Source organism: uncultured Azonexus sp. (genome assembly GCF_937982035.1).
GTDB lineage: Bacteria > Pseudomonadota > Gammaproteobacteria > Burkholderiales > Rhodocyclaceae > Azonexus.
Genome location: NZ_CALJNI010000009.1, coordinates 99015 through 119054 on the forward strand (window position 1 = coordinate 99015; position 20040 = coordinate 119054).

Here is a 20040-nt window from a genome sequence, read left to right on the forward strand (position 1 = left end):
TCAGGGTTTGAAACTTGCGCGCCTCTCCGCTAGTCTTAGCCTTCGTTGAAACCAGACTGATGTGAGGCTTCGAACCATGACCACCAATTTTGAAATCGCCCGCCAAGGTAGTGGCAGTTTCGCCGCACCGCAGAACCGTGTCCTGCGCAATACCTACATGCTGCTCGGCCTGTCGATGGTACCGACCGTCCTCGGCGCCCTGGTCGGCATCCAGATGGGCTTTTCCTTCTTCGCCGGCAGCCCGCTGATTTCCTTCGTGCTGTTCATGGCCATTGCTTTCGGCTTCATGTGGGGCATCGAGAAGAACAAGGATTCCGGTCTCGGCGTCGCACTGCTGCTCGGCTTCACCTTCTTCATGGGCCTGATGCTGTCGCGTATCCTGCAGTTCGCCCTGGGCTTCTCGAATGGCGGATCGATGATCGCGCTGGCCGCTGGCGGCACCGGTGCCATCTTCTTCACCCTGTCCTCGATCGCCGCCACCAGCAAGCGCGATTTCACCGGCATGGGCAAGTTCCTGTTCGCCGGCGTGATCCTGGTCCTGCTGGCCATCGTCGCCAACATCTTCTTCCAGATCCCGGCTTTGTCGCTGGCCATTTCGGCGGCTGTCGTCGGCATCTTCTCGGCCTACATCCTGTACGACATCAGCCGTATCGTGCAGGGCGGAGAGACCAATTACGTCAGCGCCACCCTGGCGGTTTACCTGAACGTTTACAACGTCTTCGTCGGCCTGCTGCAACTGATCATGGCGCTGACCGGCGAACGCGAATAAAAGCGCTTCGACGATCATGGAAAGGGCGGCCACGGCCGCCCTTTTTCATGCCCGCTCGAAAAGTGCGATCGATTCGACGTGGGCGGTATGCGGGAACATGTTGACGATACCGGCGGCAGCCAGGCGGTAGCCTTTGATCGAGGCCAGCACACCGGCGTCGCGAGCCAGTGTGGCCGGGTTGCAGGAAACGTAAACCAGACGGCGCGGCGCATCGTCGCCGAGCGCCTTGCACAGCTCGACGGCGCCTTCGCGCGGCGGGTCGATCAGCATCTTGTCGAAGCGACCGAGTTTGGCCAGCGATTGCTCGGTGCAATCGAACAGGTTGGCGACGCCGAACTCGACCCGCTCACCGAGACCGTTCGCCACCGCCGCCTCGCGACCGCGCGCAACCAGTGCCGGACTGCCTTCGACACCGACGACCAAGGCACCGCTGCGCGCAATCGGCAACGTGAAATTGCCCAGGCCGCAGAACATGTCGGCAATCCGCTCGCCCGGCTGCGGATCGAGCAAGCGTAAAGCGCGGCGGACCATGACACGATTCACCGCATGGTTGACCTGGGTGAAATCGGTCGGCCGGAAATCCAGTTCGAGATCGAACTCGGGCAGCGTGTAGGACAGGCGCGGCCCGGGCAGCGGATGGAAGCGCCGGGCACTGTCCGGACCGGCCGGCTGGAGGTAGATCACCACGCCGTGATGATCGGCAAAGGCCCGAACCGATTTCTCGTCACCCGCAGTCAGCGGCTGCAGGATACGGAAGACCAGGGCCGTGCAGTGCTCGCCGACGGCAACCTCGATCTGCGGCAGGCGGTCGGCGACACTGAGGCCGCCGATCAGCTCACGCAGGGGCATCAGCAAGTCGGAAACGTGGGGAGGCAGCACCAGGCAGCTGCGGATGTCCGCAATATAGCTGCTGCGCCACTCATGGAAGCCGATCAGCATGCCGCCGCGCGATTCGACCTTGCGCACGCCCAGGCGCGCCCGATGACGATAGCCCCAGGGCGCACCGTGGATGGGCGGCAGGATGGTTTCGGCACGGACGCGACCGATGTGCCACAGACTGTCCTCAAGCACGCGCTGCTTGGCGGCAATCTGTGCCGACGGCTCCATGTGCTGCATGGCGCAACCGCCGCAGATGCCAAAATGCGGACACGCCGGTTCGACCCGGGCGACCGATGCCTTCTGCACCCTTACCAGATGGGCCAGTTCATATTTTGGCTTGCGCCGGAAGCTGGCGTATTCGACCGTTTCTCCCGGCAACGCACCATCGACAAAAATGGCCTTGCCGTCCTCGCGAACGATGCCGCGCGCTTCGTGATCCAGCGATTCGACTTTGCCGACAGGCATGCCCACTCCCGTTAAATGGCGGATTCTATCAACCGCATATTGCCGGCGCCATGCTCAAGCACCGGCCAGCGCACTGCAGCAATCGTGAAATTTTGTGTAAATAACGTTTCCAACGTGACAATCGCGTATTGCGCTGCGTCGCAGCAATTTTTTTGCGCTATAATTTTGTGCGGATCGGTTGAAGCCGACCTGATATATATCTCGAATTTTTGTTTCTTGTCGATAAGGAAATCTCATGAACAAGTCCCTCCTCGTTGCTGCCCTGATCGCCCTCGGCCTGACCGCTTGCGGTAAGAAGGAAGAGCCGGTTGTTGCCGCTCCGGCTCCGGTCCAGGAACAAGCTGCTCCGGCCGCTCCGGCTGCTGCTCCGGCTGACGCTGCTGCCGCTCCGGCTGCTGCTCCGGCTGACGCTGCTGCCGCTCCGGCTGCTGCCCCGGCTGACGCTGCTGCCGCTCCGGCTGCTGCCCCGGCCGCTGAAGAAAAGAAGTAATTCTTTTCCAGCACCAATGAAAAACGGGGCTTCGGCCCCGTTTTTCATTTCCGTTGCAAAAACACCGATGGCCGAAGCCACCGGTGCCCTGCAGGAAATTACTGCAGTTGCTGCTGCAGCAGGCCGAGAATCCGGCGCGCGGTCTCGGAGCGATCGACACCGCCCTCGCTGGTCAACACCTGCACCGTGGAACTGCTGCCGCCGCTGTTGCTGACGTGGATGCGATACTGCTCGCGGGACATCGCGGACTTCTCCGAGCCGCGCCAGAACGCCAGCTTCGACAGCGCGCCTTCGGGTTTCTTGCTGGCGTTGTCGATCTCGGGATCGACATAGCGGACGAAATACAGGCCGCCGGCGCGATCGCGGTCCTCGACCGTGAAACCGACCCGGTCCAGCGCCAGACCGACGCGACGCCAAGCACGGTCGAAGCGGTCGAAGACTTCCAGCTTGCCGCTACCGTCCTCGGCGCTGGCCAGACGCGCCCTGGGCTCGGCCTTCGGCGTTGCCAGCGCGACTTCCGCACGCTTTTCCTCGGCCCCCAGACGGACCATCAGACGACGCAGCATCTCCGCCTCAAGCTCGGGATCGGGCGCACGCGGCTGCCAGCGGGTCTCATCCTTGGCCGACGAGGTATAAACCTCCTCCATCGCCCGGTGGCTGATGTAGATTTCGGTGGTTCCCGGCGTGCTGCCCGGCTCCAGACGGGTACGGAACTTGTCCCGCTCGCCCGTGGAATACAGGGAATCGATCAGGCGACCAAGCGTATTGCGGATGATGTCCGACGGAATCTTGGCCCGGTTCTCCGCCCAGTCGGTTTCCATCACGCCGGCTTCCGGACGCTCGATATTGACGATGAAGCCGGTTTCCTGCCAGAAATCCTTGATCGTGTCCCACAAGACATCGGCGGGCACGGCGGCGACCAGCCAGCGCTGGCTGCCGGAACGCTCGACCCTGACCTTTTCCACATCGGGCAGGACGAAGGTCTGCCCTGCCTGGGCGCCAGGCTGACGCTCGGCTGCATAAGCGGAGAAGGTTGCCGAGCCGCGACCGGCATCGTCGGGCACGAGATAGCGATCATCGCGACTGATCTGCGACAGGTCCGGCGGCACCTCCAGCGTCGGCACCTTGCCGGCGGACTTGTAATCGATCTTGCGCGAATCGGGCAGCATGCTGCAACCGGCGACAGCAACGGCGATGATGCTCAGGGTAAAACCGGAAATCCGACGATTCATCTTTTTCATACTCCGTCAGGCATTGATGCCAGCCTGGCGCATCGCGGCCAGTACGCGAGCCTGATTGGCTTCGGACAGCGGGGTCAGCGGCAGACGGATACCTGCCGGCATCAGGCCCATGCGGCTGACCGCCCACTTGACCGGAATCGGGTTGGCCTCGCAGAACAGATCGCGGTGCAGACCGAGCAGACGGAAATGAATGTCCTTGGCCTTGGCGACATCGCCGGCCGCCGCAGCGACGCACATTTCATGCATCAGGCGGGGAGCGACGTTGGCCGTCACCGAGATATTGCCGTGGAAACCCATCATGATCGACAGCACGCAGGTCGGATCATCGCCGCTGTACAGCGCGAAGCCCTTGGGCGCGCGCTGGATCAGGTCGTAGGCACGGTCCATGTTGCCGGTGGCGTCCTTGACGCCGACGATGCCGGGCACTTCGGCGAGGCGCAGGATGGTGTCGTTGCTCATGTCGGCAACGGTGCGCCCCGGCACGTTGTACAGCAGCACCGGCAGTTCGACGGCTTCGGCAATGGCCTTGAAGTGGCGGTACAGGCCTTCCTGGGTCGGCTTGTTGTAGTAGGGCACGACCGACAGTGCCATGTCGGCACCGGCTTCCTTGGCAAAACGGGTCAGCTCGATGGCTTCCGCCGTCGAGTTGGCGCCGGTCCCGGCGATCACCGGAATCCTGCCGGCCGCGTGGTCGACGGTGAGCTTGATCAATTCGCAGTGTTCCTCGACATTGACCGTCGGCGACTCGCCGGTCGTACCGACAACAACGATGGCATCGGTGCCTTCCTTGACGTGGAAGTCGACCAGATTGCGCAGGGAATTCAAATCGAGGCTGCCATCCTCGTGCATGGGCGTAACGATGGCGACAAGGGATCCGGTAATCATGGCCTGTATGCGTGAAATTAATCCGGTGATTGTAACTGAAGCCTTCCGACAGGGGAAAGGCGCTCGGTAACCAATTGTTATTCCTTCGGCAACCAGGCCAGCCGCCCGCGCGACAAGCGCATCCGTCCCGCCGGCAGGGACAGTTCCGGATGCCGGTCGGGCGCGGCACTGAGCAGTTGGCGGGCAAACTCGGTCAGCCGGTCGGCCACCGGCACTTGCCAGCCCAGCATCTGCAGGCGCCAGCGCAGCAGGTTCTTCAGGCGCGCCATCGTCAGGGTACGCAAGCCCGCCAGGCAGGCATGATCACCAACCGCCACCGCCTGCCAGTCGGCCGCCGCCAGTTCATCGAGCAGGTCCGCCGCCTCGCGGAAATTGTCGGCGGCCCGCGCCAGCGCGGCCTCGGCGCCGGGAAAACGGCAGGCGATCTCGGGCAGCACCCGATGGCGCAGGAAATTGCGCGAAAACCCGGTATCGGCATTGCTTTCGTCCTCGACCCAATGCAGACCGAGTTCCCGGGCACAGGCTTCGATCTCGGCCCGGGGCACACCAAGCAAGGGGCGCAGGATGCGCCGCCCCTGCCAGGCCCGTTGCTCGCGCATGCCGGCTGCGCCGGCAACGCCGCTGCCGCGCAGCAGATTGAACAGCACGGTCTCGGCCTGATCGCCGCGGTGCTGGGCCAGCAACAGGTTGCAAGCGGCCGGCAGATGCGCGGCAAATGCCGCATAACGGGCATCGCGAGCGGCCGCTTCGACACCGCAACCGCTGCTGCGGTCGACGGAAACCCGGACAACCGTCAACGGGATGCCCAGCTGTCGGCAATAGTCATGACAGAATTGCGCCCACGCGTCGGCATGCGGCGACAGTCCGTGGTGCACATGGATCGCGGAGAGGCCCGCCGGCCAGCCCAGACGACCGAGTAGCGCGAGCAGCAGCACCGAATCGCAGCCGCCGGACAAGCCGACGCAGATCGGCGCATCGCCGACGCAGCGGTCGGCGACAAAGGCGCCGACCCGGGCAGCCAGGTCAGGAAACGGCTTGTTCCTTGAACCGCCCATAGCTCATCAAACGCTCGTAGCGCTGGGCCAGCAACTCGTCGACCGGCAGGGCCGACAACTGCTTGAGGGATTCCTGCAGTGCCTTCTTGAGATTGGCCGCCATGGCGACATGGTCGCGATGGGCGCCGCCGGCCGGTTCGTTGACGATGCGGTCGATCAGCCCCAGGGTTTTCAGGCGCTGGGCCGTGATCCCCATGGTCTCGGCGGCATCCGGCGCGCGGTCGGCACTCTTCCACAGGATCGAGGCACAGCCTTCCGGCGAGATCACCGAATAGGTCGAATATTGCAGCATCTGCACGGTATCGCCGACAGCGATGGCCAGCGCACCGCCGGAACCGCCTTCACCGATGATGGTGACGATCACCGGCACCTTCAGTTCGGCCATCACGTAAAGATTGCGGCCGATGGCTTCGGACTGGCCGCGCTCCTCGGCGCCGATGCCGGGATAGGCGCCGGGCGTGTCGACAAAGGTCATCACCGGCAGGCCGAATTTCTCGGCCAGCTTCATCAGGCGCAGGGCCTTGCGATAGCCTTCCGGACGCGGCATGCCAAAGTTGCGGTAAATCTTTTCCTTGGTATCGCGACCTTTCTGGTGGCCGATGACGACCACCGCCTGACCGTTGAAACGGGCCAGGCCGCCGACGATCGCATGGTCGTCGGCAAAGGCGCGATCGCCGTGCAACTCCTCGAAATCGGTGAAGATGTGCTGAATGTAGTCGAGCGTATACGGCCGCTGCGGATGGCGGGCCACCTGGGAAATCTGCCAGGGCGTGAGCTTGGCGTAGATGTCCTTGGTCAGTTGGGCGCTCTTTTTCTCCAGCCGCCCGATCTCCTCGGAGATATCGACGGCACTGTCGTCCTGGACGAAGCGGAGCTGTTCGATCTTGGCTTCGAGGTCAGCGATGGATTGCTCGAAATCGAGAAAACTAGTTTTCATGGACTGCTCGGTTCTGAAGTTGGCGCGCATTTTACCCCAAAGGGCAGACGGTCAATCGATCAGTACTCAACTGGCACCGGATCGAGGCTGCGCCAGAGATACCAGGTCGCCACCGAACGCCACGGCCGCCAGCGTTCGCCAAAATCCGCCAACACCTGTCGCGAGGGCTTTTCGCCGCTCAGGTAGTGTGCGCCGACCGCCCGTTGCAGGCCGATGTCGTCAAGTGGAAAGACATCGGGGCGCATCAGGTTGAAAATCAGGAACATTTCCGCCGTCCATCGCCCTATCCCGCGCACCCGGCACAATTCGGCGATCAATTCGGCATCGTCCCGGTCCGCCCAGCCGACCGGATCGAGCCGGCCATCGGCGAAGTGCGCCGCCAGATCGCACAGGTACTCGATCTTGCGCTGCGACAGGCCGCAACCCACCAGCCCCGTGGCGCCCAAGCGCAGCACCTGTTCCGGAGCAACTGGCCCCAAACGCTCGACAAAGCGCGCCCAGACACTGTCGGCGGCCTTCACTGAAATCTGCTGACCGACGATGGAACGGGCCAGCGTGGCAAAGGGGTCGCCCCGGGAAACCAGCGACGCCTCGCCGTGGCGGGCGACCAGCCCGGCCATCACGGCATCGTCCGCCGCCAGTGCGCGCGAAGCCTCCCCCCAATACGCCGGCGAATTTGCTACCATCCCGCAAAACTCCTGCAACGGCAGAACATGACATCCCAGGTCCACACCTTCATCCACCCCCTACTCGACCCGGTCGATGCCTGCGGTGGCTACCTCGTCGAACTGTCCGCCAACGGTTCTGAAAATCCTCAGGCCACAGAATACATCGTCCGGCACCCGCTGCTCGATGCTTTCGACCACCGGCACCCCTGGTTCCTGCCGGCGGCGCCGCTGGACGGCGGCAGCCCGGCACGCCTGATCGCCACGTTTCACACCTGCCCTTCGGCCCAGCCCGACCCACTGGAAAGCACCCTGCGCCAGTCGAAGCGCAAGCTGGCACTGGCACTGGCCGCCAACGGCAAACTTCCGGCCAGCGGCGCCTGGGAACATCTGCTGATCACCACCAGCCAGGCCAGGACCCTGCCGCCCTTTACCTTGCAGGGCCTCTCGGCAAGAACGACGATCGTCGCCACCGGCGTGCAGAATCACAGTGACCGCGACTGGGCACATGGCCACGCCTGCACCCTGTGCACCGGCGAATACCTGATGACTCGCGCCGCACCGGGCAAAAAAGCCGACACGACGCGCCAGAAGATGCTGCAGCTGCTCGCCCTGATCGCTCAGGACGCCGACACGGCAGAACTCGATCAGATTTTCCGCCAGGAAACCAAGCTTTCTTACAGCCTGCTGCGCCTGGTCAATTCGGCCGCCATCGCCCCGCGCACGCCGATCACCAGCTTTGCCCAGGCCATCAACCTGCTCGGCCGCCGGCAACTGGAACGCTGGCTGCAACTGCTGATCTACGCCGACCCGGAAAACGATCATCACCCCAACCCCCTGCTCTACAAGGCTGCGATTCGCGGCCGGCTGATGGAATTGCTGTCAGTGGAACTGAGCCCTGCGCCCGACCTGCCCAACCTGGCCGACGGCGCTTTCATGATCGGCAGCTTTTCGCTGCTGGACGTGTTGCTCAACATGCCGATGGCGGAAATCCTGCAGCAACTGCCGCTGGCGGGCACGGTCAACGAGGCGCTGGCGCACCACGGCGGCACCGCCGGCAAACTGCTGCTGGCACTGGAGGCCGCCGACCGCCGCAACCTGCCGGAGGCAAGCAGACTGCTCGCGGAACTGGGAATAGACCCGGCCCGTTTCGTCGATGCCCAGATGCAGGCATTGAGTTGGGCCGGCCGCATTCACACGGCCGCCTGATCAGCCGAAACGGCCGCTGAGGAAGGGGTTGTAGCGACGCTCCTCGCCGAGCGTCGACATCGGCCCGTGGCCGGGGATGAAATCGACATCGTCGCCCAGCGCGAACAGCTTGTTCTTGATCGAGGCGATCAACGTGTCGTGGTCGCCGCGCGGGAAATCGGTACGACCGATCGAGCCCTGGAACAGCACGTCGCCAACCTGGGCCAGCTTGCTCGGCGCGTGGAAGAAGACGACGTGGCCCGGCGTATGTCCGGGGCAGTGCAGCACGTCGAGTTCGATGTCGCCGAAGCTGACCTTGTCGCCATCGTTGAGCCAGCGATCCGGCGTAAAGGCAGCCGCCTCCGGAAAACCGAACATCCGGCTCTGCTGGGCCATGCCCTCGATCCAGAACGCGTCTTCCGCGTGCGGTCCTTCGATCGTCACGCCACAGCGTTCGGCCAGCGCGGCAACTGCACCGGCATGATCGATATGGCCGTGGGTCACGAGGATTTTCGCCAGCGTCAGTTGCTCGGCTTCCAGCGCCCGCAGGATGCGTTCAATATCGCCGCCGGGGTCGATCACCACCGCCTGCCGGGTGTTTTCGCACCAGAAAATGGTGCAATTCTGTTCGAAGGGCGTAACGGGAACGATCTGGTAACGCATGGCGGACATCCGGAATTGATCAAGGGCTGCATTATTGCATGGGGTATCGCTTGCCCGCCGCGATGCCGCCACTTACACTCCGGGCCATACAGTCTTTCGCGGACATCGAGCGCATGATTGACCACCCTTTACCCGACCGGGACGCCTGGGTTCTGCTGTTCAGCAACAACAGCCTGCCCGTGCTGCGCGCGACCAAAAGACGGCTGGGCGAAATGCGCGAAGACCTCGACGATCTCGATGCCCGCGAACTGGCTCACCTGATCCTGCGCGACCCGATCATGACCGTGCGCGTGCTGGCCTATATCCAGCCGTTCCGCGGCCGCTCGCTGCAGCACGACATCACGACCATTGCCGGCGCCGTGATGATGTCCGGACTGCTGCCCTTCTTCCGTCGTTTCGATAACCTGCCGAGCATCGAAGACGCGCTCAAGGCGCACGACCCGCACGCGCTGCTCGGCGTCCTTCACGTCATCCGGCGCGCCCAGCGCGCTGCCGACTATGCGCAGGACTGGGCGATCCGGCGCCAGGACATGAATCTCGAGGAAATCCGCATCGCCGCGCTGCTGCACGATCTGGCGGAAATCCTGGTGTGGTGTTTCGCCCCCAGCCTGGCGCTGGACATCCAGGCCCGGCAACAGGCACAGCCGACGATGCGCAGCGCCGAAGCCCAGTATCAGGTGCTGGGGCTGACCTATCAGGACATCCAGGTCGCGCTGTGCAAGGTCTGGCACCTGCCCGACCTGCTGTCCCTCTTGATCGACGACCAGCATCAGGATCAGGTCCGCGTACGCAACGTTTCGCTGGCCGTCCGCCTGGCCCGCCATTCGGCGCATGGCTGGGACGACCCGGCCCTGCCGGACGACTACCGCGACATCGGCGAACTACTGCACCTGACCCCGGACGCAGTTCGCCGGCACCTTGGCGTCCCGGACGACGATCAACCGCAATAGTTCAGATTGGTCCAGTCGAGCAGCAGTTCCGGCATCTGGTAGGCCATGAAGATGAGGGCCAGCAACACGCCGGCCAGGGCCAGCCCGACCCCGGCCAGGAACCAGCGCCATTGCGGTTTCATGCGGTCGCCGGCCGCAGCAGCGGCTTCTCATTGATCGGCCAGGAGCACAGCGCCGCCAGCACCGACAGCACGATGGCGATGATCCACGCCAGTTCGTAGGAACCGGTCTGGTCGAAGATGCGCCCGCCCAGCCAGGCGCCGAGGAAGCTGCCGAGCTGGTGGCCGAGGAAGACGATGCCGGTCAGCATCGACATGTAGCGCAGGCCGAATATCTGCGCCACCAGGCCGTTGGTCAGCGGCACCGTGCCCAGCCAGAGGATGCCCATCACCGCCGCGAACACCCAGGCACTGACCGTGGTCAGCGGCAGCATCATGAAGATCAGGATGGCCACCGCCCGCGCCGCATAGATCAGCACCAGCAGGTTCTTCTTGCTGCCGCAGCCGCCGGCCCAGCCGAACAGGAAGGAACCGAAGATGTTGAACAGGCCGATCAGCGCCACCGCGGTCATGCCGACATTGGCGGTCAGGCCGCCATCGACCAGGAAGGACGGCAGGTGGAGCATGATGAAGGCCGTCTGGAAGCCACAAACGAAATAGCCCCAGAACAGGTAGTGGAAGCTCTTCTGGCCACCGGCCTCGCGCAGCGCCTGGGCAATCGACTGGCCACCGCCGGCGGCCGGCTTGTGGCCGTCGGCCATGGCATAGGCCAGCGGGGCGATCAGGCCGACCCCGCAAGCGAGCAGGACCAGCGCGCTCTGCCAGCCGTAGGCGGTGATCAGCGCCTGACCGATAGGGAGCACGGCAAACTGGCCGAAGGAGCCGCCGGCGCTGGCGATGCCAAGCGCCAGGCTGCGTTTCTCGGGCGTCGTGTGCCGGCCGATAACGCCCATGATCACTGCGAAAGTCGTCCCCGACAGCCCAAGACCGATCAGCACGCCGGCCGTCAGGTCGAAGGTCAGCGGCGAGGCGGCCTGCGACATCAGCACCAGGCCGAGCACATAAAGCACGGCGGCACCGACCACGGTGCGCCCGGCGCCATGGCGGTCGGCCAGCGCCCCGGCAAACGGCGAAGCCAGGCCCCAGATCAGGTTCTGCAGGGCAATGGCAAAGGAGAAGGTCTCCCGGCTCCAGCCGTGGTCCAGCGTCATCGGTTGCAGGAACAGGCCGGCGGTGTGGCGCACGCCCATCGACAGGGTGAGGATCACGCAGCCGGCGATCAGGATGATCAGCGGGGTGCGCCAAGTGGGTTTGGTCAGGGTCATCGGTCTTCGATCCGCCGTTTCAGTTAGGGTTCCCGACACGGGCTTCCAGATTTTCCCAGCGCTCGAGCAGCGCCAGCGACTCGTCGTCGATCGCCGCCAGCCGCTCGGACGCCTTCTGCGCGCCCAGCGCGTCGCGCTGGTAGAGGCCTGGGTCTTCGAGCAATGCGGTCAGCTTCGCCTGTTCGGCTTCCAGCGCGGCGATCTTTTCCGGCAGCGCCTCCAGCTCGCGCTGTTCCTTCCAGCTCAGCTTGTCGGCTTTGGCCTTCGCCGTTTCGGCGGGCTTCGCGGCCGGCTTGGCTTCGCTCTTCGGCTTGTCGACGACGACCTTGGGCTGGCTCGCCTGGTAGTTGGCCCAGTCGCTGTAGCCGCCGGCGTATTCCTTCCAGCGCCCGTTGCCTTCGGCGGCGATGGTCTGGGTGACGACGTTGTCGAGGAAGGTCCGGTCGTGGCTGACCAGGAAGAGCGTGCCGTCGTAGTCCTGGAGCAGTTGTTCGAGCAGTTCCAGAGTGTCGATATCGAGGTCGTTGGTCGGCTCGTCGAGAACCAGCACGTTGGCCGGCTTGGCGAACAGCCGGGCCAGCAGCAGCCGGTTGCGTTCGCCGCCGGAGAGGGAGCTGACCGGCGAACGGGCGCGTTCCGGTGCGAACAGGAAATCTTCCAGATAGCCGATCACGTGCTTGCGGGCGCCGCCGATCTCGACCCAGTCGGAGCCCGGCGAGATGACATCGGCCAGCGTCGAATCCGGATTGAGCTGGGTGCGGAACTGGTCGAAGTAGGCGATTTCCATCTTCGTCCCCTGGCGCACGCTGCCGGCGTCCGGCTGCAGTTCGCCGAGAATCAGCCGTAACAGCGTCGTCTTGCCGGCACCATTGGGACCGATCAGACCGATCTTGTCACCGCGCTGGATGCGCGCCGAGAAATCGGCGACGATGGGCCGCTGTCCGTAGGATTTGACGACATGATCGAGTTCGGCGACCAGCTTGCCGCTCTTGTCGCCGACTTCGAGCTGCAGGTTAACCTTGCCCATGCGCTCGCGCCGCGCCTGGCGTTCGGCGCGCAGGCGGTCAAGGCGCTGGACGCGGAACACCGCACGCGTGCGCCGCGCCTCGACGCCCTTGCGGATCCACACTTCCTCTTCCTTGAGCAGCTTGTCGGCGCGCGCGTTGGCCAGCGCCTCCTCGTGCAGCATCGCTTCCTTGCGCTGCTGGTACTGCGTGAAGTTACCGGGAAAACTGGCCAGCTGGCCGCGGTCGAGCTCGACGATGCGGGTGCTGACCCGATCGAGGAAGGAACGGTCGTGGGTGATGAAGAGCAGGGTCACGCCCGATTCGATCAACAGCGTCTCCAGCCATTCGATGGCGGCGATGTCGAGGTGGTTGGTCGGCTCATCGAGGAGCAGCACCTCCGGCGCAACGGCCAGGGCCTGGGCCAGCGCCAGGCGCTTCTTCTGACCGCCGGACAGGCTGCCGACCTGCGCTTCCGGATCGAGCCCGAAACGGGCGATGACCTTTTCCGCCTGCGCCTCGTAGGCCCAGGCGCCGCGCGCCTCGAGTTCGTGCTGCAGCGTATCCATGCGCGCCAGCAGGGCGTCGTGATCGCCCTGCCCTTCGCCGAGGCGGTGCGATACCTCGTGATACTCGGAGAGCAGGGTCGAGGTCTCGCCCATGCCGGAAATCACGGCTTCGAACACCGAGTGTTCCGGATCGAACGGCGGCTCCTGTGGCACGTAACCAACGCGGATACCCGGCTGCACCCAGACCTCGCCGTCGTCCAGCCGCCCCTTGCCGGAACCGGCGGCCATCGCCGCCAGCAGCGACGATTTTCCGGTGCCGTTGCGGCCGATCAGGGCGACGCGCTCGCCCGGATCGAGCTGGAACTCGGCATGATCCAGGAGCGGCACATGGCCGTAGGCGAGACAGGCATCGGAAAGTTTCAGATAGGGCATCGTCGGCAATGAAAACGGCGCCCCGCGAGGCGCCGTGCACTGGGAAATTGGGAGATCCCGATTCTAATCGTTCAGGTGGTGAAACGGGAAAGTTGTGCCTGCAATTCGGCGGCCAGGCGCTCCAGCTCCTGCGCCCGCTGACGGTTGCCGAGCGCGCGCTCGTTGGTGCCTTCGGCGGCCTGGGCGATATGCTCGACCAGACGCGCGATTTCCTGGCTGGCGGCGCTCTGCTCCCGGGTTCCGTCGGCGATATGCATGATCACGCTGACCGTCTGCTCGGCGCGCTCGTCGATGGTGGTCAGCGATTCGCCGGCTTCGCGCGCCAGTTCGACGCTGCCGGTCATGTTGCTGCTGACCGACTGCATGCGCCCGACGGCATTGTCGGTTTCCTGCAGGATGGCCGACACCGTGGTCGAGATTTCCTGGGTCGACAGGGCGGTACGTTCGGCCAGCTTGCGCACTTCGTCCGCCACCACGGCGAAGCCGCGTCCCTGCTCGCCGGCCCGCGCCGCCTCGATGGCGGCGTTGAGCGCCAGCAGGTTGGTCTGCTCGGCAATTTCGCGGATCACGCCGACCACGCTGGAAATCTGTTTCGAACGCTCGCCCAGCGACTCGATCAGGCGGGCCGATTCACCGATATCGTCGGCCACCCGCTCCAGTTCCTGCATGGTCCGCTGGACCACCTGGCGGCCATTGGCGGTCACTTCCTTGGCCGCTTCGGAAATCTGCGCGGCCTGGCGGGCATTGTCGGCCACCTGCGAAATACTGACCGACAGTTCCTCGACCGACGCGGCAATGCCGGAGGCCGACTGCGAAGCCTGGCTGGCGCTTTCCAGCGCACGTTGCGCCGCGCCCTGCAACTCGTTGGCCGCTGCGCCGACCTGCCCGGAGGTCTGCGACGCGCCACTGACCAGCTTGCGCATGCTGCCGGCCATCTGATTGAAGGCGTGGGCAATGACATGCACCTCGTTGCGACTTTCCGGATTGGCCTCCTGCACCGTCGCCCGCAAATCGCCGGCACTGACGCGGGAAACTTCGGCAACCAGCTGCGACAGGCCGCGCAGGCGCGAATTGACCAGCACCAGCACCACCAGCGCCAGCACCACGGCGGCAACCAGACTGACGATGATCAGCAGGTTGCGCAGGGCCTGGCTTTCCTCCAGGTACTCGTCCAGCCAGCTGCCGGTCGCCACCGTCCATCCCCAGGCCTCCGAGGTTGAGGCGACAACGATCTTCTCGCGCTCGGCGCCGCTTTCATCCGGCATCGGATAACGATAAGTGCCGTTCTTCTTCTCCAGCAGATCGAGGACCGATTGCTTGACCTCAGCCGACAGGTCGGTTTCGGAGATCAGCTTCTCCTGATAACGCGGATGCAGCACGAATTCCCCATCGCCCTTGGTATCCGCCGGACGAACGATGTACACATAGCCGGTCTTGCCAGCCACCAGGCTGCCGAATTGCGCCCGGATACGCTTCAGTTCTTCTTCCAGAGAGATACGGACCGAATAGGCGCCCCAGGCCTTGCCATTGCCATCACGCAGCAGGCGGACGGTGCTGAAGTAATATTTGCCGCCGCGGATTGCCAGCCCCTGGTAATCCTTGTCGGCCATCAGCGAACGGGCAACCGGATCGGTCTCGGGCAACGGTACGCCGTGCATGGCCTTGCCTTCCTTGTTGCGCAGCAAGGTGGACAGGCGGTAGACCTTGCCCGAATGCAGCACCAGCAAGGCGGCATCGTCGCCGGTCAGGTTGCGGAAGGCAACCAGTACGCGATCATTGGCGTTCAGTACCTCGCCCCCGAGGCGCATCACCGGCAGGTCGACGTCACCGGTACGCACCATGCCCTCGCCCGGCTCGAGCTTGCCGTTAAGGAAACGCTGGAAGAAATCGGACTGCCGGGTGCCGCGCTCACGCACGGCATCGAACAGGGCGTCGAGCATGCCCGACATCAATTTTGCCTCATGCGTCAGATTGTGTTCGGCAACGCTCAATGCCGCCCCGTCGGCGCGCTTCTGGACGATCAGCGTCATCAGCGCGAAAACAACGACCAGTGCTGCCAGGATGGCCACGATCAACTGCTGCGCGATCGGCCGATACGCAAATTTCCCAAACATCATATGCCTCCTCAGTTTTTATATTCTGGCGGCCAATCTATCACATGGCTCCGGCAGCCGGTACAATTCGCCCCGGCACTCCCTGCGCCGGAGTGAAGCGGGTAGAATCCCGCCGCCTCAGCGTCCCCGTAGTTAAATGGATATAACCGGGTCCTCCTAAGACTCAATTAGAGGTTCGATTCCTCTCGGGGACGCCACGCCAACCACCCACGGAATCCCGCATGCCGCGCTCAGCCCCCCGCCACGCCATCGACATCAGCGAGGAAGACGGCGTCCGCTACCTGCATTTTGGCTCGGACTGGGTACAGGGTGCGATGCGCATCGCCCGCCCCTGGTCGCTGGAACTCGACTACACCCGGGAAATGATGGCGGGCTTGTTGCTGCGCCCGCCCGGGCGCTGGCCGCGCAGTGCGCTGCTGATCGGGCTCGGGGCGGGTTCGCTGGCCAAGTTCCTGTACCGGCACTACCCGGATTGCCGGATCACCGTGGTCGAGATCAACCCGCAGGTCGAGTTCGTCGCCCGCCAGTACTTCAAGCTGCCCGACGACCCGCTGCGCCTCGACGTGCAGATTGGCTGCGGCGCCGATTACCTGCAGCAGGGCAAACGCAGCTTCGACCTGATCCTGTCCGACGGCTTCGACGCCGGTGGTCGCCCCGGCATGCTCGACACGCCGGCCTTCTACCAGTCGGCGCAGGCCCGGCTGAGCGACAGCGGCCTGTTCTGCGTCAACCTGCTACGCGAGAAGGGCTTCAAACGCAGCGTCGAACGCATCGCGGAAGCTTTTCTCGGTCACTGTCACGTTTTCCCGTCCAGCCCCAGCGGCAACACCATCGTTTTTGGCCGGGGCAACCAGCCGGTCGAGGTCGGCCTGGAGGTGCTGGAAAGCCGCGCCGAAGCCCTGCGGCAGCGGACCAAACTCAAGCTGCAGCCCACCGTCAGCCGCCTGCAGGAAGCCGGCATCAGCAACGAGGCGCCGCTCGTCTTCTGAGGCCCAGCCTTGTTTTTACGGCCGGCCGTGCTATAAATGAAGTAATCCTCCACCGATAACAACGACAAGGCGGACAGAACAAAGACAAACCGACTGATGCCAAAACGACACCAGAGGAGTCCCTATGCTGTCCATGCAAGATTTGATCGACTATTGCGATCTCGACCGTGGTGAGATCGAAGCCATCGCCGAACACGAACACCTGCCGATGGCCATTGCCGCCGAACTCAGCGAAGTGCTGGTGTGCAGCCCGGAAGGGGTCTGCCAGTTGCACGCGATGATCATCGAGAACATGCAGCACGCGCTCGAGGCCGGGCAGAACCAGCGCGTGCTCGACCTGATGCAGACCTACGAGCACCTGCAACGAACGCATCCCCTGCCGACGCGCCATTGAAAACGGCCCGCCGGCTTGCGCCGCGGGCCGCCATCGGGAAGCCAGGCTGATCAGGCGGCCTGCTTCTCGACGTGTGCCTGCTTCTCGTAGAGGAACTCGAGCACGGCAGCACGGCAATCGATGTAGGCCGGGTCGTGCGCCAGTTCCAGACGGGCACGCGGGCGCGGCAGATTGACTTCCAGAATCTCGCCGATGGTCGCCGCCGGGCCGTTGGTCATCATCACGATGCGGTCGGAGAGCAGTACCGCCTCGTCGACATCGTGCGTGACCATGACCACGGTCGCCTGCGTCTTCTCGCAGATCTTCATCAACTCGTCCTGCAGCTTGGCCCGGGTCAGCGCATCGAGGGCGCCGAAAGGCTCGTCCATGAGCAGCACCTTCGGCTCCATCGACAGCGCCCGGGCGATACCGACGCGCTGCTTCATGCCGCCCGAGATTTCATGCGGGTACTTGTGCGCAGCATGGGCCAGCCCGACCAGTTCGATCGCCGCCTGGGTGCGAGCCTTGAGCTTGGCCTTGCCCTCCTTCTGGCTGAACACGCGTTCAACGGCCAGGTAGATGTTCTCGAAGCAGGTCAGCCAGGGCAGCAGGCTGTGGTTCTGGAAGACCACCGCCCGTTCCGGGCCGGGACCAGCGATTTCCCGCCCGTCGCAGAGCAGCACGCCGGTGGTCGGCTTGGTCAGGCCGGCAATCAGGTTGAGCAGGGTCGATTTACCGCACCCGGAGTGGCCGATCAGCGCGACGAACTCGCCTTGCTTGAGGGTCAGGTGGATGTCGCGCAGGGCGACGAACTTGCCCTTCTTGGTGTCGAAGGTCTGACCGACGTTTTCGATTTGTACGAATTTTTCCATGATCTTGACTCCGCTCAGGACGATTCTTTGGTCAGCTTCTTGGCCAGCAGGATCAGCGCCTGTTCGAGGATCAGGCCGACGATGCCGATGATGAAGATGGCGATGATGATGTGTTCGACCTTGAGGTTGTTCCACTCGTCCCACACCCAGAAGCCGATGCCGACGCCGCCGGTGAGCATTTCTGCGGCAACGATGACCAGCCAGGCGGTGCCGATCGACAGCCGGATACCGGTGAGCATGTAGGGCAGCACGGCCGGGAACAGGATCTTGGTGACCACCTTCCATTCCGACAGATCGAGCACGCGGGCGACGTTCAGGTAATCCTGCGGCACGCGCTGCACGCCCTGGGCGGTATTCATGATCATCGGCCAGATCGAGCAGATGAAGATGGTCCAGGTCGCCGCCGGATCGGCCTTCTGGAACACCAGCAGACCGATCGGCAGCCAGGCCAGCGGCGACACCGGACGCAGCAGGCTGATGATCGGATTGATCATCGCCGACAGGAAGGCGAAGCGGCCGAGCATGAAGCCCAGCGGGATGCCGACCAGCGCCGCCAGGCCGAAGCCGAGACCGACGCGTTCGAGCGAGGCAAGCACATTCCAGCCGATGCCCTGGTCGTTCGGACCGTTGTTGTAGAAGGGATCGGCGAAAAGTTCCGCCGCGGCCTGCCAGACGACGACCGGTCCGGGGATGGAACCGCCCTTGAGCGTTGCCACGTACCAGATGCCGACCAGCAGCAAGACCCCGAGCACCGGCGGCAAGACCGCCCGCATGGCATTCGACAGCATCTCGCCGAGTGGGTTGGCAGTAGCGACCGCGGCCGCCTGGGTTGCAGGATTGGCGTGTGTTTCCATCGTCTTTTCCTTGGCCGGTTTGACCGGCACCGTCTCTGTTTCGGGCTTGGCCGGCAGTTCGCCGGCAAATTCACCGCGCATCGTCAGGGTGGTACTCATCCCGATCTCCTTCGCTCACTCAGGCCTTGACCTTGAAACCGTCGGCGTACTTGGCCGGGTTCGAACCGTCCCAGACCACGCCGTCGATCAGCTTGGACGAACGCAGCGGGCTCTTCGGCACGCTGACGCCCAGCTTGGAAGCCGCCTGGGCGTAAAGCTCGATCTGGTTGATCTTCTTGGCCACGCCGAGGTAATCCGGGTGATCCTTGAGCAGACCCCAGCGCTTGTGCTGGGTCAGGAACCACATGCCGTCGGACAGGTAGGGATAGTTCACCGCGCCGTCGTTGAAGAACTTCATGTGATTGGGATCGTCCCAGGTCTTGCCCAGGCCGTTCTGGTAGCGGCCGAGGATGCGCTGGTTGATCGCATCGACACTGGTATTCACATAGGCGCGCTGGGCGATGACTTCGGCCATCTTCATCTTGTTGCTGATGCTGGCATCGATCCAGCGGCTGGCTTCAAGAATGGCCATGATCACGGCGCGACAGGTGTTCGGGTTCTTCTGGACGAATTCGGCGGTGCAGCCGAGGATTTTTTCCGGGTGATCCTTCCACACATCCTGGGTGGTCGCCGCGGTGATGCCGATACCGTCCATGATCGCGCGGTGGTTCCACGGTTCGCCGACGCAGAAGCCGTCCATGTTGCCGACGCGCATGTTGGCGACCATCTGCGGCGGCGGGACGACGATGGCCTTGGCATCTTTCATCGGGTTGATGCCGCCGGAAGCCAGCCAGTAGTACAGCCACATGGCGTGAGTGCCGGTCGGGAAGGTCTGGGCGAAGGTGTATTCGCGCGGTTCCCTCTTCATCAGGGCGGCCAGGCTGGCAACATCGGTCGCGCCCTTGTCGGCCAGCGCCTTGGACAGGGTCAGCGCCTGGCCGTTGTTGTTCAGCGTCATCAGGTTGGCCATGTCTTTCTTCGGCCCACCGATGCCCAGATGGACGCCGTAGATCAGGCCGTAGAGCACGTGCGCCATGTCCAGTTCGCCGTTGACCAGCTTGTCGCGGACGCCGGCCCAGGAGGCCTCCTTGGTCGGAATGATCTTGATGCCGTACTTCTCGTCGAACTTGTTGACCGCAGCCATGACCACCGAGGCGCAATCGGTCAGCGGGATGAAGCCAATGCGGATTTCCTTCTTTTCGGGGGCATCCGAACCGGCAGCCCAGGCTGCGCTACGGACGCCGGGGGGAACCATGGACATGAGGGATGCTCCCAGGGCGGCAGTGACGAAATCGCGACGCTTGGTCGAGACAGGAGAGGATTCTTGGGCTGCGGCAGCCGGC

Annotated in this window: 20 protein-coding genes and 1 tRNA gene; 7 read left to right on the forward strand and 14 right to left on the reverse strand. The window is 64.0% G+C overall.

What is annotated here, in order from left to right; translation table 11 throughout:
* Positions 1 to 76 precede the first annotated feature (76 nt).
* Positions 77 to 769: a Bax inhibitor-1/YccA family protein gene (locus Q0799_RS08055; RefSeq protein WP_298396812.1), complete on the forward strand. Its 693-nt coding sequence runs from the start codon at positions 77 to 79 to the stop codon at positions 767 to 769.
* 45 nt (positions 770 to 814) lie between these two features.
* Here the strand turns inward: Q0799_RS08055 and rlmD are convergent, their stop codons facing one another.
* Complete coding sequence (gene rlmD, locus Q0799_RS08060) at positions 815 to 2113, reverse strand: 23S rRNA (uracil(1939)-C(5))-methyltransferase RlmD (protein ID WP_298396814.1); 1299 nt, start codon at positions 2111 to 2113, stop codon at positions 815 to 817.
* Positions 2114 to 2348: 235 nt separating this feature from the next.
* Here rlmD and Q0799_RS08065 point away from each other — a divergent pair, with 235 nt between their 5' ends.
* On the forward strand, positions 2349 to 2603 hold the full coding sequence (locus Q0799_RS08065) for a hypothetical protein (protein ID WP_298396816.1): 255 nt from the start codon (positions 2349 to 2351) through the stop codon (positions 2601 to 2603).
* A gap of 98 nt (positions 2604 to 2701) precedes the next feature.
* On the opposite strand, the gene bamC is transcribed toward Q0799_RS08065, so the two are convergent.
* The 5 genes from bamC to Q0799_RS08090 form a co-directional block, all read right to left on the reverse strand.
* Positions 2702 to 3835, reverse strand: coding sequence for an outer membrane protein assembly factor BamC (gene bamC, locus Q0799_RS08070; protein WP_298396820.1), 1134 nt, complete (start codon positions 3833 to 3835; stop codon positions 2702 to 2704).
* Between the two features lie 15 nt (positions 3836 to 3850).
* Positions 3851 to 4729 carry a 4-hydroxy-tetrahydrodipicolinate synthase gene (dapA, locus tag Q0799_RS08075; protein ID WP_298396822.1) on the reverse strand — a complete coding sequence of 293 codons (879 nt, stop codon included), beginning with the start codon at positions 4727 to 4729 and terminating at the stop codon, positions 3851 to 3853.
* 77 nt (positions 4730 to 4806) lie between these two features.
* Positions 4807 to 5784 (reverse strand): tRNA lysidine(34) synthetase TilS, encoded by a 978-nt coding sequence (gene tilS / locus Q0799_RS08080; protein WP_298396825.1) that lies wholly within the window; start codon positions 5782 to 5784, stop codon positions 4807 to 4809.
* Positions 5753 to 6721 (reverse strand): acetyl-CoA carboxylase carboxyltransferase subunit alpha, encoded by a 969-nt coding sequence (locus tag Q0799_RS08085; RefSeq protein WP_298396828.1) that lies wholly within the window; start codon positions 6719 to 6721, stop codon positions 5753 to 5755. The genes tilS and Q0799_RS08085 overlap by 32 nt, the downstream gene beginning before the upstream one ends.
* Positions 6722 to 6780: 59 nt before the next feature.
* Positions 6781 to 7407 (reverse strand): DNA-3-methyladenine glycosylase, encoded by a 627-nt coding sequence (locus tag Q0799_RS08090; protein ID WP_298396831.1) that lies wholly within the window; start codon positions 7405 to 7407, stop codon positions 6781 to 6783.
* 27 nt (positions 7408 to 7434) lie between these two features.
* Here Q0799_RS08090 and Q0799_RS08095 point away from each other — a divergent pair, with 27 nt between their 5' ends.
* Positions 7435 to 8595: an EAL and HDOD domain-containing protein gene (locus tag Q0799_RS08095; RefSeq protein WP_298396833.1), complete on the forward strand. Its 1161-nt coding sequence runs from the start codon at positions 7435 to 7437 to the stop codon at positions 8593 to 8595.
* Here Q0799_RS08095 and Q0799_RS08100 read toward each other — a convergent pair whose 3' ends face one another.
* A complete protein-coding gene (locus tag Q0799_RS08100; protein ID WP_298396836.1) occupies positions 8596 to 9237 on the reverse strand; it encodes an MBL fold metallo-hydrolase in 642 nt (213 codons plus the stop codon).
* Positions 9238 to 9350: 113 nt separating this feature from the next.
* Here Q0799_RS08100 and Q0799_RS08105 point away from each other — a divergent pair, with 113 nt between their 5' ends.
* Positions 9351 to 10187 carry an HDOD domain-containing protein gene (locus tag Q0799_RS08105; RefSeq protein WP_028996236.1) on the forward strand — a complete coding sequence of 279 codons (837 nt, stop codon included), beginning with the start codon at positions 9351 to 9353 and terminating at the stop codon, positions 10185 to 10187.
* On the opposite strand, the gene Q0799_RS08110 is transcribed toward Q0799_RS08105, so the two are convergent.
* From Q0799_RS08110 to Q0799_RS08125, 4 genes are all read right to left on the reverse strand, one after another.
* Positions 10175 to 10309: a hypothetical protein gene (locus Q0799_RS08110; protein ID WP_281170412.1), complete on the reverse strand. Its 135-nt coding sequence runs from the start codon at positions 10307 to 10309 to the stop codon at positions 10175 to 10177. The two genes, Q0799_RS08105 and Q0799_RS08110, sit on opposite strands and share 13 nt — an antisense overlap.
* Positions 10306 to 11511, reverse strand: coding sequence for an MFS transporter (locus Q0799_RS08115; protein ID WP_028996237.1), 1206 nt, complete (start codon positions 11509 to 11511; stop codon positions 10306 to 10308). The genes Q0799_RS08110 and Q0799_RS08115 overlap by 4 nt, the downstream gene beginning before the upstream one ends.
* A 19-nt stretch (positions 11512 to 11530) precedes the next feature.
* The gene (locus Q0799_RS08120; protein ID WP_298396852.1) at positions 11531 to 13456 is read right to left on the reverse strand and encodes an ATP-binding cassette domain-containing protein; all 1926 of its coding nucleotides are present in this window, start codon (positions 13454 to 13456) and stop codon (positions 11531 to 11533) included.
* 71 nt (positions 13457 to 13527) lie between these two features.
* Positions 13528 to 15570: a methyl-accepting chemotaxis protein gene (locus tag Q0799_RS08125; protein WP_298396855.1), complete on the reverse strand. Its 2043-nt coding sequence runs from the start codon at positions 15568 to 15570 to the stop codon at positions 13528 to 13530.
* A gap of 122 nt (positions 15571 to 15692) precedes the next feature.
* On the opposite strand from Q0799_RS08125, the gene Q0799_RS08130 reads away from it, so the two are divergent.
* From Q0799_RS08130 to Q0799_RS08140, 3 genes are all read left to right on the forward strand, one after another.
* A tRNA-Arg gene (locus Q0799_RS08130) sits at positions 15693 to 15767 on the forward strand.
* Between the two features lie 24 nt (positions 15768 to 15791).
* Positions 15792 to 16559 (forward strand): fused MFS/spermidine synthase, encoded by a 768-nt coding sequence (locus Q0799_RS08135; protein WP_298396858.1) that lies wholly within the window; start codon positions 15792 to 15794, stop codon positions 16557 to 16559.
* Positions 16560 to 16692: 133 nt separating this feature from the next.
* Positions 16693 to 16953, forward strand: a complete 261-nt coding sequence (locus Q0799_RS08140) for a hypothetical protein (protein WP_298396861.1) — start codon at positions 16693 to 16695, stop codon at positions 16951 to 16953.
* A gap of 50 nt (positions 16954 to 17003) precedes the next feature.
* Here Q0799_RS08140 and Q0799_RS08145 read toward each other — a convergent pair whose 3' ends face one another.
* Genes Q0799_RS08145 through Q0799_RS08155 form a run of 3 tightly spaced genes read right to left on the reverse strand, consistent with a single transcriptional unit; the run spans position 17004 to position 19958 of the window.
* Positions 17004 to 17804 (reverse strand): ABC transporter ATP-binding protein, encoded by an 801-nt coding sequence (locus Q0799_RS08145; protein ID WP_298396863.1) that lies wholly within the window; start codon positions 17802 to 17804, stop codon positions 17004 to 17006.
* 14 nt (positions 17805 to 17818) lie between these two features.
* Complete coding sequence (gene ntrB, locus Q0799_RS08150) at positions 17819 to 18757, reverse strand: nitrate ABC transporter permease (protein WP_298396866.1); 939 nt, start codon at positions 18755 to 18757, stop codon at positions 17819 to 17821.
* A 19-nt stretch (positions 18758 to 18776) separates the two neighbouring features.
* On the reverse strand, positions 18777 to 19958 hold the full coding sequence (locus Q0799_RS08155) for a CmpA/NrtA family ABC transporter substrate-binding protein (RefSeq protein WP_298396869.1): 1182 nt from the start codon (positions 19956 to 19958) through the stop codon (positions 18777 to 18779).
* Positions 19959 to 20040 lie beyond the last annotated feature (82 nt).